A 15,080-nucleotide genomic window follows, 5' to 3' on the forward strand; every position below is an offset into this window, starting at 1 on the left:
GGGCCAAGCGGGAACTGGCCCAGGGCAACCGGGCGCTCGCCGCCATCGCCCGCGATGCCGGCTTCGGCACCATCCAGCGGTTGTACGAGGTGTTCCGTCGCGAACTGGGCGTCACCCCGGGCGAATACCGGTCACAGCGTCAATTGCGAACCGGGGAGTGAGACACGAAGAGTCACGGGCCGGGCTTCTTTTCCCTTTTCATTTTCCGTCGCTGCCGGGTGACTGCTTTTTCCAACAGGGACATCATTACGGTTGCGGATCTGCTCCGCCGTGATTCTTCTTCCGGAGCCGCCGCTTGGCCGACTTTCGGTTTGGCCGATAGCCCTTCGACTTCAGCGGCTCAGCCCCGCGCTCGCCAGCGGCCTCGCCTTTATGGTCTTTCGGTCCAAGCCGAACGAATATTCTGCCATCGAACACCACCCACCTTTTTACAACCCCGTCTATGAACACCCAAGGCTTCCCGACCTCGGCTAGCAAGAACGCTTCGGTGTGTCGGACGAATGGCACTTAGTTAAGGGTGAGACATGAAAAGCTGGTTCACATTGGGTAATTTGGGAAGCAATTCGGCCTTAAAAACAGCCTCCCGGATTACCCAGTGTGAAGGCAATTTCAGCCCTCACCCTTAACTAAGTGCCATTCGTGTGTCGGACCGACGTAGAAACGAGCCCGCGCTGTCCAGGACCTGACCGTTTCGCACGTGGAATGGTTCCAAGCCAACAAAGGCTCAAGAAATTGAGACCCTGCCTGAACGCGGCCCACCTCGAGATGTCGTCTACTGAATGACCACGCATGGGATGGCCGCGATAGGCTTGGTGTTTACGGCCTGTGGAGGTAATCGGTTGCGGTCATACTTCCAAACAATCCCATTTCCTTGAGACGTTGGGCCTCACGACGGTCGTCATCGGTCCAATTGGAGCCATCGAAGACGCGCATGATGACGACATTCTCATTGCCCTTGCCGTTCGGCAGTGCTACCGCGACTACTACGCTGGGTCTGAATTCGCCGCATATGACGAGGGTTTGGTGACGAAGCTGGGCATCAACAAGCCGGACAAAGCTATCTGGATCCATCCCCAGTGGTGGGTCGGGATAAATGAGCCAGAGGTAGCGTAGGCTTGGCTCCCTCGGTGACGGCACGGTTGACGTCCAGGGCACTGATTGATTGTGTTCTTGGAGAATGTCGTACAACGGCGTTACGACCATCCTCCGCGAGAAGCGGCTTTCGGCCGCGAGTAAACGCAAGGCATGCTCGTGTTCTAGAATGCCCGGCGCGCTCTCGTTCACATAAAGCTGCTGCTCGAAAACTTCGTGAAAGTGCTCAATAATTCTGTCAACTGTGCGGCTGTTTGTGTTGAGTGCGGTGCTTCGCCCCGCTCGGCCACTTTTCTGATACTCTGCCCAGCGGCCTTTGACCACGGACGTTAGTGCTGGAACCGCAGGCGATAGCCCGGAGCCAGCAGCCCAGTTTTGGATCGATATGGCGAGGAGATCCTCTTCCACGAAGCGGTAGCTTGCGCTTGTCGCTAAGGCCTCTGCCCGTCCTTCGAGGTAAGCGATGAAGTCCGGCGCAGTGTCCAACATAGTTAGGAGAAGGTCGATAGCTTGGCCGTCGAATACGTGAACCGGCAATTCGCCGATTCGAATAGGCTCGACTTCAAAAGGGATGCCGGAGACCTCGCTCACACAGGTCAAGTGATGCCATTCATGCGGAAGCGTCGCAGGATCCTCGCTGGGGCGAGCGATCGCCACCAAGTGAAAGCGTCGACGTTCACGCGGCGGCAAGGGATACGGTAGCCGGCTCTCACCCTTCGCATCGAGGAAAATGGTGGCATCACTGCCCGAGAGACGCCGAAAAGCCCCTGAGAGCTGCGCCACACTGCCGTCGATTGCCTCTCGCCGCCACCGCCCCCATGCGGTTTGGAGATCCGACCGGGAGCGGAACTCGCATGCCTTGTCCGAGAAAATCACGATGTCATCTCCGAAGACAATTACGAGATCGGAGATTTCCTTCCCGGCGGTTCGGAACGGATTGGGCACCGACCAAAGCTTCAGGAATGTGCGTTGTGCAAGCGAGTGGAGAAACGATTCAGATGCATTCGCGCCCAATTGGCAATCTCCAAAGCCAGGGATCACACCAGAAGAAGAGGCGAATCCGACGTGATTTCGACAAGCCTGGTTGAAATGTTAGATGTAAAACGCGACGGCGAGGTTCGCATCTGTCACAACGGTTTGTGGACCGCCACCCAAGTCCCAGTTGCCTTGGATGACCGAGAGCTACTCCAACTCGGTGAGGATAGCTGCGATCAAGTGCCGTCGCATTGCATGCGTCGGTTACATCGACCGATGCTGCATTGCGTCCCAAGTTGACGAGCCATTAGTTATCGTTGCTGATCTGCCCCGTCGCCCTTTTTCTTCCCCGGCCGACGCTTCGCCGATTTCCGGTTTGGCCGGTAGCCCTTCGATTTCACTGACTCCGCCCCTCGCTCGCCCGCTGGCTCTCCCTTGGCTGGGTTGGCGACCGTGTGGTAATGGTCCCCTTGGACCGCCCCGTTGGCTTGCCGCCGCCGGGCCTCAATTGCTTCCTTCGGCGGTTGAGCCGGGATGAGGGCGTCACACCCGTTTCCGATGAGGTCAGCCCGGCCTGCCTCAATCAACGCATCACGCACCTCGAAGTAATTCGCGGGTTTGAAGAACTGCATCAACGCCCGTTGGGATTTCCGGTCTCGCATGCCTTTGGCGATGGGGACCGGCTTCCCCGTCATCGGGTCCACGCCGGTGTACCACATGCAGGTGGCGATGTCGAAGGGGGCGGGGATGAAATCTTGGACTTGGTCGGGGCGGTAGCCGTTGCGTTTGAGGTAGACGGCCAGGTCGATCATTTCCGGGAGGCCGCTGCCGGGGTGACTGGCGATGAAGTAGGGCACCAAGAATTGCTTGGGCTTCCCGGCGGCGGTCGAGGCTTCTTTGAATTGTTTGGCGAAGAGGCCGAAGTTGTCGATGCTGGGCTTTTTCATCAGGGCCAGCACGTCCGGCGAGGTGTGTTCCGGGGCCACTTTGAGTCGGCCGCCGACGTGGTGTTCCGCAAGTTCCCGCACGTATTCCGGCGAGAGTTGGGCGAGGTCCATGCGGATGCCGGAGGAGACGAACACCTTGCGGATGCCGTCCTCTTCACGCACCTTTTTCATGAGGTCGATCACCGGGCCGTGATCGGTGCCGAGCAGCTTGCACACCGTCGGGTGAACGCAGGAGAGGCGTTTGCACTTGGCCTCCACGTCCGGCCGGGTGCAGCGCATCTGGTACATGTTCGCCGTCGCGCCGCCGACATCGCTGATGACCCCTTTGAAGTCCGGGTCGGCCGACATCTTGCGGACTTCCTTGACGATCGATTCCGGCGAACGCGACTGGATAATCCGGCCTTGGTGGGCCGTGATGCTGCAAAACGTGCAGCCGCCGAAACAACCCCGCATGATCGTGACGGAGTCCTTGATCATCTCGTGGGCGGGGACGGGTTCCTTGTAACTCGGGTGCGCCCGACGGGTATAGGGGAGGTCGAAAATCTCGTCCATCTCCGGCTCGGAGAGCGGAAACGCCGGAGGATTGACGACGACCGCCTGCTTGTCATGAAACTGCACCAACCGGGCCGCGTTGAACGGATTCGTGTTCTGATGGATCAGCCGCGTGGCCTCGACGAACTTGGCTTTGTCGGCCTTCACTTCCTCATGACTCGGAATCACCACGGTGGGTGTCTGCGTCTCGAACGCCGTTGGCTGGCTTTCCGGGCCGAATTGCTCCTGGCTTTCCCGTCCCCCCAGCGCGTAGGCGACGCCTCGCAGATCGCGGAGGTCTTTGACCGTCTGCCCGGCCTGCAAGCGGCGGGCGATTTCGATGATGTTGGCCTCGCCCATCCCGTAGGCGACGATGTCGGCCTTCGCGTCCATCAGGATCGACCGGCGAACGGTGTCGCTCCAATAGTCGTAATGGGCGAGTCGGCGCAGGCTGGCTTCCACGCCTCCGGCGATCACGGGGACGCCCGGATAAGCTTCGCGGCAGCGCTGGCTGTAGGGGAGGGTCGCCCGGTCGGGGCGCAGGCCGATCTTGCCGCCGGGGGAGTAGGCGTCGTCGTTGCGGACCTTTTTGTTGGCCGTGTAATGATTGATCAGGGAATCCATGTTCCCGGCGCTGACGGCGAAGAACAGCCGGGGCTTGCCGAACTGCCGCCACGGCTCGACGGTCTTCCAATCCGGCTGGCTGAGAATGGCGACGCGGAACCCGGCCTTTTCCAGCACACGGTGCAGGATGGCCATCGCAAAACTGGGGTGATCGACGTAGGCATCCCCGGTGACGAAGACGACATCCACGCAGTCCCAGCCGCGATCCTTCATCTCTTGAAAGGTCGTCGGGGCGAACGGGGCGGCGTACTGCTCGTTCCAGAGCGGCAGCGACAAAGGTTTCCGGTTGCTCATCCGTGCGGTGCGTCTCAGAGGGCAAAAGGGAGATTATAGCGGATACAAGAGTGGAAATGCGGGAATGACCGTCAGATGAGTCGAATCAAGAGCCCCGCTGCGTCAGCGGCGGGGGTAGTTTTCACACACAGGAAGCTACCCCCGTCGCTGACGCAACGGGGCTCTTGATTGGATCGACACGATGGCAACCGGGAGCAAGCAATATTCACTCCCCTGTCTCCCCGCCTGCGCGGGTGGCCAGCGCCTGCCAGACAACCAGCGTGACGCTGTCGCGGACGAAGTTCACGCTGCCGTCGGCTCTCAACATCATCACCCCGCCGGGGTGGCGGCTGCGGGCGGTCATGCGGGCTTTTTGCTGGGTGGCGGTCATGCAGTCGCGTTCCGGGGCGTTGGGCAAAAGAGCATGGTTGTAGAGTGTGTTGCCGTAGTTGCCGAGAATCCATTTTTCACCGCGTTGCAGGTTCCATGTCCCGGTCGTCGTGGCGTTACAGTTGGCGGCCGTCGGGGAAGAGGTGTTGGGAAGTTCCCACACGCCGCGAGGGATATCGCCCTGACCAGACGCGCCGGGGCCGAGAGGGCGTTCGGAGAAGGCGGCGGTTTGGCTCAAGCCGTCCGAGATATCGGCAAAGCGAATTTGGGAGCCAAGGAAGAACAGGCCATCCGCGCCGGTCAGATTGCCATCGGCAAGGCCGCTTCCGGCGTTGCCGGCATAGTTGGCACCTCCATAGGTCGAACCGGGAACGCGTCCGGCCACGCTGTCCGAGGGGCATTGGAAGAGTTTGACCACCCCGGAGGCGGCCGGGAGATTTCTCGTGCCGTCGTACATAGCGGACGGAGGGATGGTGAAATCGGCGGGCGGGGCCGTGAAGTCAATCAGTTTGCCGAGGGGGTCTTGTTCGATGAACGGCAGGAGATACGCCTGCGGGGAGAAAATTTGCGGGGTTGGCGCCCCTCGGCCGGAGGGGAGGGCCGAGTTGGTGTCGTGATAATTATGAAGCGCCAAGCCAAGTTGTTTGAGGTTGTTTGCGCAACTCATCCGGTTGGCGGCCTCGCGGATTTTCTGCACGGCCGGCAACAGCAGCCCGATCAGAATGGCGATAATCGCAATCACCACCAACAATTCAATCAGGGTGAAAGCCAGCCTTCTCTTGTTGTTTGAGGTGATGTCATTTCGCATGAGTTTCTGGTTTCTGGTTTTCGGTTTCTAGCCAATACCGAGCATCAACCGTGCCAAAGCACGCGATTGGTTTTCAACCAGAAACCAAAAACTAGAAATTGTTCACTTCCCGGCTTTTAGCGATCCCGCCAAGTGAACCATCCATTCTTCCACATAACTGCCGTTGCGTTCCAGCACATCCGTTTCGATGCCGACGGTCATGCCTTCCACATTGATCGCCGAGATGATGTACATGTGTCTGTCTTCTTTGTTGAGCGGATCGATGAAGAGAAGGCGGGCCATTTGGGGGCCGCTGTTTGGCAGCGAGATATTCGCCGGGGATTTGGCCAGCGGTTCCAGTTTGATCTCGGGGGGATCATTGGCGTAATCCTTCTTGATACGCTCGATCACATGTTTCTTGATCGTTTCCAACGGGTCGCCCCCCTGCGGCAACTCCACGACCAGCGCCTTGGCCTCGGCCGGGATTTGCCGGGTGTCCCCGCCGACTTTGATTTGGAACTTCGCCCGGAAGGCGAAACTGGCGGCCGGGTCGATTTCCTTCGGATCGACGTTGTAATCTGTCTTCTTTGAAGGCATCCCTTCCTCGACCACGGCAGCCATCTGCCAGGCGGCGTCCATGTCCTCAATGGTGTAGGCCGGTTTTTGATTGGTGTAAACTTTCGTGTTCGACTTCTCCTCCGTCCATTTGTCGCGGTAATTGGCGAGTTTCACCCGGCCCCGCATCTCCAGCAATTCCCCTTTCACGGCTTCCCAGTCGCGGTCCGTCGCCCAGGCGTAAAAGATGTAGCCGATGCCCTTGTGGGAAACGGCCACGCATTCGCCGAGAACGGGGGAGTCGTTGAAATCGCCCTGGAATTGGTAAGCCTGTCCCGGCTGGCCGAGCCACTTGGCATCGGAGAGCTCGACAAAGTTCATGTTTCGGCCGTAGTTTTTCAGCCGGCTCAGCATCCGGTCTTTCATCTCGCCGGCCCGCGGGTTGCGGTCCTTGAAGTCTTCCGCAAACAAGCCGATCCACCCGTCCGGGCTGGACCGCTTGCGGGCGAAGACATTCAACTCCATCCCCTCGCGAGGTTTCATGTCCTCTTCCCAGCCAGGCGGGAACGGGTCCATGCGGATATTCATCCGCTCCAGATTGATCTCTTGGGACCGGCCCCGGTTGGGTTGTTGAGTGCTTAATTTGTGCATCCAGTACAGCACTCCCAGCATCAACAAACCGGATCCGACGATCCACAGCATGGTGATGAGAATGCCGCCGGACTTCGGCTGGCTGCGCACATTGACCACGCGGGATGTCATCGGCGGCGGGGCGTCCCCGCTGGTTTGATCCTCCACGACGGCGGCGGGCACGGGACGCGCCGCCCGATAGGGGAAGCGTGTCCGGCACAGCGGGCAGGTGACCATCGCCGCCGCCGGAAGCATGTCCGCGTCGAACTGGTAGCCGCATTGGGTATTCGGGCAGGGGAACAGATTCGCCATGTCGACCGGGCCTCCTTGGTTCACACAGAAATTATAGCCGGACCCCGCGCGTTTACAGGTACTTGATGCACCCCACCCCCGCGACCACCAGCAAGGCCCCGGCGATTCGCCCCCAAGTGATTGGTTGCTCCGAGAGGCCCATCAGGGCGAAGTGGTCGAGAATCATCGCGCACATTAACTGGCCCCCCACCACGAGGGCGATGAACGCGGCCGCCCCGAGCTTCTCCGTCAGGGCCGCCCCGGCGAGGACGATCATCGCCCCCAGCGGGCCGCCGATCCAGTTCCACCATTGCGTGGACCGCACCGCCTCCATGTCCGGCGGGGACGGGCGAAAGGTCAGCATCAGCACGACAGCCGTGATGAATGTGCCACAGATGGAGAAGAAGGCGGCGTACCACGGTTCCGTGAGCGCCAGATTGCGGCGAAACATGCTGTTGGCCGACGCCTGAAGGGCGATAAACGACCCGGCGGCGGCCGCCATCATGGCGTAGAGAATGTTCCAGTTCATCGGGTTGTTTTAGGGATATGAAAGCGAACAGACTCCTTGCCGGGGTTGGCAACCCGAGCTGGAATGATTGAGAAGACCGATCAGGGAATCCCTCGCACAATCGCCGGGCCGATCATGCGGGTCACCGGTACCGGCAGTCGCTGCCAGAGTTTGATGATTTTGGCATAGGTCGGGTTGTCTGTTCGCAGATTGGCGGCGGCTCCATGCAGGGCGTATTGCCAGACCGCCGGGCTTTCGACGGCTCCCCATTGTTTCTTGAACTTGTAGGTGTTGCCGTCCTTCGTCGCCCGGCCGAAGTCGAAGACGCTCTGGCCGCGCTGGACCGTTCGATCCAACAGATTCCAGTACATCAGCATGTTGGCCGAGAGGTTGTTGGCCGACCGCAGCGTCGAGGCGCTTGGCACTTCGGTGATGCCTTTGCCGTGAACCAGAACGGCCCCGGAGACGGCGATTCCCTCATGTCGCAGGACGCACAGTTCCGCATGGCCCCGGAAGTGGCGAAGCATCGAGCGGAACAGGTTTTGGCTGTATACCGGCGTACCGAGGTCACGCATGTTCGTGCTGAACACTTGGTAAAACTCGGGGAGCAAATCGAATGTGCCCCAATGAGTGGTCAGCCCGCTTTTCTCCCCCTTGCGAACCTGATTGCGGACCTTGGCGGGGAAACTCTCCCACAACGGGCCGGGGAACGACGGCAACTCCAGCCGCATGTGGACCTTACTGCCGCGCGTGCCATTCAAACTGGCGTGCGTGACCGGAACTTCATGCCGAAGTTCCACATGCCGCGTGCGAAGACGGTTGCCCAACTCCACGGCCTGCGAAATCAAATCCGCCTTCGCGTCGTCGGTGTCCGCGATCACGCCGCCGGTGTTCAAATAAGGAAGGCTGACCAAAAAACGGCCGAACAACGTGCTGCGAACAAAAACCAACGGCAGATAGCCAACGGTGCGCCCGCCATCAACGGCCTCCAGCGCATACGGCACATGCCCCAGACCTTCTTTGAGGACATACATCCACATCGGATTCCGCGACGGATGCGACCTCGCTCCCGCGCAGGCATATTTTGTGAGCCGGGGAATCGCATCGGCGAGGGAGGAACCGGAAAGAAGGTTAATGTTCATCGGCGCATATCCGGGGTCAATCAGCGGTGTTCGGTCGTTCGCGGGTGAATTTCGAGTTCCAAGTTTCAAGTTCCAACTTCCATGTTCCAAACATCTGTCTTCTAACTTGGAAGTTGGAACTCGAAACTTGGAACTCGAAATTCACCCGCCGTTCGCCTGCCACTCAAACTGGGCCTTTAGACCCGCGTCGAGCGGCGTTTTTGGTTCCCAATTCAATTCGGTGCGGAGTTTCGTCGTGTCCGCGAGCGTGGATTTTTGATCGCCGGCGCGGGCGGCTTGATGATTCACGGTGAACCGTTTGCCGGAAATGCGTTCGAGCTTGGCCAGCACCTCGCGGATGCTGACGGCCTCGCCGCCGCCGACGTTGTAGATCTCGCCGATCTTCGCCTCGGCGGCCGCCATCACGGCGCTCGCGCAATCCAGCACAAAGGTGTTGCCGCGAACTTGTTCGCCGTCGCCGAAGATGGTGATCGGCTCACCCGTCAGCAAGGCCCGGATGAAGATGTTGTAAGCCATGTCCGGCCGTTGCCGGGGACCATACACGGAGAAGAACCGCAGGGCCACCACGGGGGTGCCGAAGGTGTCCAAGTAAGCTTTGGCGAGATGCTCGCCCGCCAGTTTGGTGACGCCGTAGGGGGAGACAGGCCGAGTCGGCATCGTCTCATCCCCGGAGGCGAATTTGCCGTAAACGGACGATGTGGATCCGTACACGAATCGCTTCAAAGATGGCGATTTGCGCACGGCTTCCAACAGTCGTTGTGTGGCGGTCACGTTGCAGCTTTGGTAGCCGTCGAAATCCGTCCAACTTTTCTCCAGGCCCGGCATGGCGGCGAGGTGATAGATCACCTCGGCCCCGTCGGTCGCCTCGGCCAGCGAATCGGTTCGCAGATCAGCCGACAGGAAACGAAAATGCGGACGGGGCTTCAATCCGGTCAGGTTTCGTTCCTTGAACGGTTTCGGGTAATAGGGCACGAAGCAATCAATGCCCGTGACCTCGTGGCCCGATTCCAACAATCGTTCGCACAAGTGGGAGCCAATGAAGCCGGCCGCCCCGGTGACGACACACTTCATGACCGATCCCCGCGTAAGTTCATCTTGTCGTACATACGGGCTAGCTTACCCATTCGCACGGCAAAACTGTAGCGGGTTTCCACGGTCTTTCGGGCCGCGTCGGCATAATGGTTTCGCAAATGTTCGTCGGCGACCACCCGGTCAAGGCTCGCGGCCAAGGCGGGAACGGACCCGGCTTCCGTCAATTCGCCGGATTCCCCATGAGAGATCAGCCGGGGGATGCCGTTGACGGCCGTGGATATCACGGGCACGCGCATGGCCATCGCCTCCAGCAGCACATTGGGCAGCCCCTCGCGGAAACTGCTCAACGCATAAACATCCATTGTTTCGTAAAGGGCGGTCAAATCGGAACGATAGCCGAGCAACCGGATGCGGTCCCCCTGTCCGAGTTCGCCGACGAGCTTGGACAGGTTGTCCTTCTCCACCCCCTCACCGGCGATGAGCAATTGCACATCCCGGCCGTTTTTGATGAGTTGATCGACGGCCCGGATGAGCAGGTCGAATCCCTTTTCGGCCGACAACCGGCCGGCCGCTCCGATGGTGAGCCGGTTGGGGAAATCCAGCGCTTGCCGGGCGTCGGCCGGAGTCTTTGTGCGGCGATAGTCCCCTAAATCGATGCCGTTTTCGAGCAATTCGCACCGCGAACCGGGAACGCCGGACTTGCGGCAGGCGGCGACAAGATCATCTGACACACAGATAACCTTTTCGTAATGCCGCAGGGTGAGCCGGTCGATCATGTAATACAACGGCGTTCGGCCGGTGTGATGCACCCAACCATGCAACGTGGTGATTAGCCTCATCGGGTGGAAGCGTTTCAACACGAGGCCAAGGGCGTTTGTCTTGTAATCATGCCCGTGCCAGACATCCACGCGAAATTTCCGGCAGACTTCCAACATGCGGGGGACGACTTTCCAATCCAGTGCCCCCCGGTCGGCGACGGAAACAAGCTCGACGTTCTTCTTGAGGGCCTTTTGCCGCAGCGTTTGAAACCCCGCGTCGTCTGGATCATGCAGATAAGCGCAAATCATCCGGTAGCCGACCGGATCGAGATAACGCGGCGAATTGATGAGCGTTTTGTCCGGCCCTCCCCCGGACCCGCTGAGGACGCGGGTGTCCAGGATCACCGGGCTTTTCGTCGTGGTTCGCACGGCGGTCATCACGCATCGTCCAGTTGAAGCAAGTCCGCAAACCGCCGGGCTTTCGCGGCCCAGCTTTCCGAGTTCAAGCGAGTCCGGGCCGCCATTTGTTCGGCGGGCAGGCCGGTTTCCAGACGTCGGCGCACCAAGGCGCTGAACGCCGCTGGCGAGGCCACCAAGTCGAGGGCATCTGCCCATTCTAAGTTCGCCGGCAAATCACGGGCGACGGCCGGTTTGCCGGTGGCGAGGTATTCCTTCAATTTCAGCGGTTGCATCGCCCGCGTCACGGGCTGATCCGCATACGGCATCACCAGCACGGCCGCCTCGCGGGCAAGCGTCGGCAGTTGCCGGAAGGCCAGCGGCCCCAAGATTTTCACACGGGGCAATGTCTTCAACACCGGGTCCGGGTCTTGGTTTGGCCCGGCCAGCACGATGGTTCCGCATGTCAGATCGCGGGACAGTTCCCGCACCCACGCGGTGTCCATCCGGCGATCCACAACGCCCCAAAACACAATCAATGGCCGTTCCAACCCGGCGATTTCCGGCAATAATTCGCCGGTGTTGGCCCAAATTTCCGTGTCCACGCCGTGGGTCAGCAGATCCGAATCCCGGCCCATCGCCCGGAGGCGGGTCCGCAGATTTTCGCTGACGGCCACGATCCGCTCGGCCTTGGCCACCACGGTTTCTTCGAGCCGCCCCATCGTTTTGCGGTCGAGCCCCGGCCATTGGCTGAAGTCGTCCACGCAATAGTAGATCCAGCGGCGAACCGGCAGCGGCCCCATCAGGTCGGCGACCACCGGCAGCGTCGTGATGGCAACCGGCAAATCCGGCATGGCCCGCACAACCGGATTAAGCTGCTGCAAGAGTAGCTTACGATTCAGGGTGCGGTCGATTTTTCGGGTCAGCCACGGCCACATCTTGGGATGGGCGACGCTCAACCCCGGCGGCAAAGCCTCCGCAACCGGCCCATCTTTCCGGTGGAACCAGTGCCGAAACTTCCCGGCCGCCCGGCGAACCGTGTCGAGATCCAACCGGGGCGTGCGGGTTCCGATGGTGTTGACCCAAGTGACAGAATGTCGGGGCAACAACTGCCGGATGAGGTGCTGGCAACTGGAGGGATGCCGCCCCCAATCGTCCGCGAAAACGAGTAACGGAACGCTCATGCCGCTAACGTAGGACACCCGGCGGGGAAAAGCGGGATCAATCAGCCAGCCCAAGTTCTTCGGGCGTGTTGGCGGTCAGGAGTTTTGTCCCGAGTTCGTCGATTTGGGAAAGATTCATTTGCTCCAGTTTTCGCCTCACCTGCTCAGGCGGCAGTTGGGAGAATTTCTTGACACACATCCGAAGAAAGAAATCCCGTTGCCCTCTTTCGACACCCTGCTCGATGCCCCGCTCAAGACCTTCCCTGCGTCCTTCCTCCAATGCTTCTTCTCGAACTTCCTGGCTCCATAACTTTTTCATGGTCAGTGTCCTTTCTCGCTTCGGATCGATCAAGAGTTCGTTCAGATCTCGTTTCTGGTCTTCTTCCAGCGGGGCGTAAGATTGGATGAAATCCAACAGTAAATGTTTCCGTTCAATATCCAGCGGGCTGGCGGCGATCACGTCCATCGCTTCGACGGCCGCCAAGGCCCGGCGGTCCCGCTCCATGTTCATGAGCGTGGACCATGCGGCCGCCAGCGGGTTGGGGTGGTGGGCATAATCCTCGGCCCGCAAGCCCGGCAGGGCGACATAATCATACTCGAAGGTCAGGATGCGGCGTTCCCAGAACCACCGCTCGAACACGTCCGTGTTCCGGCCTTCCATTCGCAGGTTCAGGAAGATGGCAACGGGCAACACATCCAGCCCGAGTTTGTCGCCGGCTCCGGTGGTGTAATCGTACATCCGCTGGCGAAAATCCGCGAGGCGAGTTGAGCCCTCCGTTTCAATCAGGACAAGGGCCACCGACTCGCGGGGTTCGTTTTCCCTCGGCGGGTCGCCGGGGATGACAGGAAGTTTCGCCAGAACATCGACCACGAGTTTTTCGCCGTGTGGCGGGTCGGGGAAGACTTCCTGTTCGAGCCATTCCACTTGGTCAAAGCGAAATCGGCCGACCCATGCGGGAAAGAACACCTCAAAGAAATCCCGCAAGAACAGGCGCATCAGCCTTTTAAAGAATTGATCGTGGTCCACGAGAATCCTCCTCAAGCCGAGATCACTTTCGTCAGTAGCAGCAAGATGATCGCCGAGCCGAACAACAGCCGGTAAACCACGAAGCCCAAGGTGGTGTGCCCTTTCAAATAAGTCATCAGCCAGGCGATGGCGGCGTAGCCCACGATGGCGGCGGTGAGACCGCCGACGATCAAGGGAAGGCGTTGCTCCGGGGAAGCCAGCAGTTCGTCGCGGTCTTTGTAAAGCTCGTACAGGCCGGCCCCGAAGATGGCGGGCAGGGAGAGCAGGAAGGAAAACCGGGCGGCCGTCGGGCGCGCCAGCCCGACCAGCAGCGCGGCCGTGATGGTGCAACCGGAACGGGACGCCCCCGGAATCAGGGCGAGTGATTGGAACAGGCCGATCAAGATCGCGTCCCACCATGTGATTTCTTCCTCGTTCCGGCCCGGATCACCCCGGTTGACGCGAGCGCGAGCGACAACTTCGGCTTCCCACATGAGAAAGGCGAAGACAATCGCCGCCCCACCCATTACGGGCATTGTGTACAAATGTTCTTTGATCTGTCCGCGCAGCGTGAAACCTGCCACCACCACGGGGACGGTTCCCGCGATGATTTTCCAGCCGAGGCGGGAATCGTTGGTGGCTTTTCCGGGAATCAGGCCGAGCAGGAAGGCGAAGAACAATCGGACGATGTCTCGGCGAAAGTACCACAATACGGCGACGAGGGTACCGAGTTGGATCGCCGTGGTGAAGCCATCTTTCGGGTCTTTGTGGCCAAGCAGTTGGCGGGTGACCAACAGGTGGGCGGTGCTGCTGATGGGCAGGAACTCCGTCAACCCCTGCACGATGCCCAGCAAAATGGCTTCCCAAATCGGCATGTCTGGCTCTCCACGAATATTCCGGACGGGCGGTAATATTTTACGGAGAATCGCCGGGTGGTTTTTCCTTGCTGACAGAGGGCTTCCCGCCTAATGTTTGGGAATTCCATTGGAGGGACCGATTCATGGCTCGCGCGGACATTGATGACACGTATGCCGAGGCGTTTCGCAGCCTGTCTGCGGAAGTGCTGATTACCGCCCGTGACCGCCGCTGGCTCGACGAGGCCGTGCGAGCCTGCACCGGAAACGCCTCTTCCACCATCCTTTGTGACTGCGAAGCCGGTCTGGATCGCTACGTCGGGCCGGGAGGCGACGAATCCTTCCCCACTCCGGACGGCCGGCCGGGGGCGATTGTGCAGTTTCACGTTCCCCGTTTCCGCAAGGACCGGGTGGAAGCCCTCGAACGCTCCGTGCTGGTGCGGGTCAGCCAAAATGTGCTGACCTGCCCGACGACCGCGTGTTTCAACGTGCTGACTGAGAGCGAGACGTTCTTCAAGATGGGCCGCAAGGTGGCCTTCTTCGGGGACGGCCACCAGTTCCGGGCCGAACGGCACGGCCGCAAGGTCTGGGTGCTTCCCATACTTTCCGGGGAGTTCACCATTGAACGCCGTGTCGGCTACCGAGACGGCCTGATGGGGGGCAACCTCTGGTTCTTCGGCACGACGGCCGACGGCGCCTTGGAAGCCGCCGACCGAGCCGCAAAGGCCGCCAGTTTGTGCCCCGGCGTGTGCCTCCCCTTCCCCGGCGGGGTGGCCTCCAGCGGGTCAAAGGCGGGGAGCAAATACTCCTTCATGATTGCCAGCACTTACGCGGAATATTGCCCCACATTGCGGGACAAACTCGGCGAAAAATCCAAGCTGCCCGAAGGCGTGGTCTCGGTGCAGGAAATCATCATCAACGGCCGGGATCTGCCCACCATCGTGAAGGCGACACAGGCCGCCATCAACGCCAGCGTCGACACGCCGGGCCTGATGCGTATCTCCGCCGGGAATTACGGCGGAAGATTGGGAAAGAGCTTCGTTTACCTGCACCCGGAAAAACAACCGGGGTGAGTTGGAGATTAGGTTTCAGTGACCAAACAGTTGTCTGCGATTGGTCATATTTT

At 60.1% G+C, this 15,080-nt stretch carries 13 protein-coding genes; 2 read left to right on the plus strand and 11 right to left on the minus strand.

Features of this window, described 5'->3' with window-relative positions; translation table 11 throughout:
- Positions 1-161, plus strand: a 161-nt coding sequence (locus tag BGIM_RS68255; protein ID WP_157369074.1) for a helix-turn-helix domain-containing protein, incomplete at its 5' end; no start/stop codon positions are given.
- Between the two features lie 655 nt (positions 162-816).
- Here the strand turns inward: BGIM_RS68255 and BGIM_RS0110855 are convergent.
- The 11 genes from BGIM_RS0110855 to uppP form a co-directional block, all read right to left on the minus strand.
- A complete protein-coding gene (locus BGIM_RS0110855) occupies positions 817-2,106 on the minus strand; it encodes a hypothetical protein (protein WP_020469806.1) in 1,290 nt (429 codons plus the stop codon).
- Positions 2,107-2,378: 272 nt separating this feature from the next.
- Positions 2,379-4,463 carry a YgiQ family radical SAM protein gene (locus BGIM_RS0110860; protein WP_020469807.1) on the minus strand — a complete coding sequence of 695 codons (2,085 nt, stop codon included), beginning with the start codon at positions 4,461-4,463 and terminating at the stop codon, positions 2,379-2,381.
- Between the two features lie 205 nt (positions 4,464-4,668).
- Positions 4,669-5,640, minus strand: coding sequence for a DUF1559 domain-containing protein (locus BGIM_RS0110865; RefSeq protein WP_020469808.1), 972 nt, complete (start codon positions 5,638-5,640; stop codon positions 4,669-4,671).
- Positions 5,641-5,742: 102 nt separating this feature from the next.
- A complete protein-coding gene (locus BGIM_RS0110870; RefSeq protein ID WP_020469809.1) occupies positions 5,743-7,116 on the minus strand; it encodes a zinc ribbon domain-containing protein in 1,374 nt (457 codons plus the stop codon).
- Between the two features lie 52 nt (positions 7,117-7,168).
- Positions 7,169-7,624 (minus strand): DMT family transporter, encoded by a 456-nt coding sequence (locus tag BGIM_RS0110875; RefSeq protein WP_020469810.1) that lies wholly within the window; start codon positions 7,622-7,624, stop codon positions 7,169-7,171.
- Between the two features lie 80 nt (positions 7,625-7,704).
- Positions 7,705-8,745, minus strand: coding sequence for a FemAB family XrtA/PEP-CTERM system-associated protein (locus tag BGIM_RS0110880; RefSeq protein ID WP_157368878.1), 1,041 nt, complete (start codon positions 8,743-8,745; stop codon positions 7,705-7,707).
- A 141-nt stretch (positions 8,746-8,886) separates the two neighbouring features.
- Positions 8,887-9,816 (minus strand): NAD-dependent epimerase/dehydratase family protein, encoded by a 930-nt coding sequence (locus BGIM_RS0110885; protein ID WP_020469812.1) that lies wholly within the window; start codon positions 9,814-9,816, stop codon positions 8,887-8,889.
- A complete protein-coding gene (locus BGIM_RS0110890) occupies positions 9,813-10,973 on the minus strand; it encodes a glycosyltransferase family 4 protein (protein WP_020469813.1) in 1,161 nt (386 codons plus the stop codon). Before BGIM_RS0110890 ends, BGIM_RS0110885 begins: the two co-directional genes overlap by 4 nt.
- Complete coding sequence (locus tag BGIM_RS49835; protein WP_052639765.1) at positions 10,973-12,115, minus strand: glycosyltransferase; 1,143 nt, start codon at positions 12,113-12,115, stop codon at positions 10,973-10,975. Before BGIM_RS49835 ends, BGIM_RS0110890 begins: the two co-directional genes overlap by 1 nt.
- A gap of 37 nt (positions 12,116-12,152) precedes the next feature.
- The gene (locus BGIM_RS0110900) at positions 12,153-13,121 is read right to left on the minus strand and encodes a DUF4351 domain-containing protein (protein WP_020469815.1); all 969 of its coding nucleotides are present in this window, start codon (positions 13,119-13,121) and stop codon (positions 12,153-12,155) included.
- An 11-nt stretch (positions 13,122-13,132) separates the two neighbouring features.
- The gene (gene uppP, locus BGIM_RS0110905) at positions 13,133-13,975 is read right to left on the minus strand and encodes an undecaprenyl-diphosphatase UppP (protein ID WP_020469816.1); all 843 of its coding nucleotides are present in this window, start codon (positions 13,973-13,975) and stop codon (positions 13,133-13,135) included.
- 125 nt (positions 13,976-14,100) lie between these two features.
- On the opposite strand from uppP, the gene fhcD reads away from it, so the two are divergent.
- Positions 14,101-15,027 carry a formylmethanofuran--tetrahydromethanopterin N-formyltransferase gene (fhcD, locus tag BGIM_RS0110910; protein ID WP_020469817.1) on the plus strand — a complete coding sequence of 309 codons (927 nt, stop codon included), beginning with the start codon at positions 14,101-14,103 and terminating at the stop codon, positions 15,025-15,027.
- Positions 15,028-15,080 lie beyond the last annotated feature (53 nt).

The organism is Zavarzinella formosa DSM 19928, assembly GCF_000255705.1.
GTDB lineage: Bacteria > Planctomycetota > Planctomycetia > Gemmatales > Gemmataceae > Zavarzinella > Zavarzinella formosa.

Bases quoted from the DNA above. Each gene is read 5' to 3' on its own strand.
- BGIM_RS0110860 (WP_020469807.1), bottom strand. From the start codon at position 4,463: ATGAGCAACCGGAAACCTTTGTCGCTGCCGCTCTGGAACGAGCAGTAC.
- BGIM_RS0110865 (WP_020469808.1), bottom strand. From the start codon at position 5,640: ATGCGAAATGACATCACCTCAAACAACAAGAGAAGGCTGGCTTTCACC.
- BGIM_RS0110870 (WP_020469809.1), bottom strand. From the start codon at position 7,116: ATGGCGAATCTGTTCCCCTGCCCGAATACCCAATGCGGCTACCAGTTC.
- BGIM_RS0110875 (WP_020469810.1), bottom strand. From the start codon at position 7,624: ATGAACTGGAACATTCTCTACGCCATGATGGCGGCCGCCGCCGGGTCG.
- BGIM_RS0110880 (WP_157368878.1), bottom strand. From the start codon at position 8,745: ATGAACATTAACCTTCTTTCCGGTTCCTCCCTCGCCGATGCGATTCCC.
- BGIM_RS0110885 (WP_020469812.1), bottom strand. From the start codon at position 9,816: ATGAAGTGTGTCGTCACCGGGGCGGCCGGCTTCATTGGCTCCCACTTG.
- BGIM_RS0110890 (WP_020469813.1), bottom strand. From the start codon at position 10,973: ATGACCGCCGTGCGAACCACGACGAAAAGCCCGGTGATCCTGGACACC.
- BGIM_RS49835 (WP_052639765.1), bottom strand. From the start codon at position 12,115: ATGAGCGTTCCGTTACTCGTTTTCGCGGACGATTGGGGGCGGCATCCC.
- uppP (WP_020469816.1), bottom strand. From the start codon at position 13,975: ATGCCGATTTGGGAAGCCATTTTGCTGGGCATCGTGCAGGGGTTGACG.
- fhcD (WP_020469817.1), top strand. From the start codon at position 14,101: ATGGCTCGCGCGGACATTGATGACACGTATGCCGAGGCGTTTCGCAGC.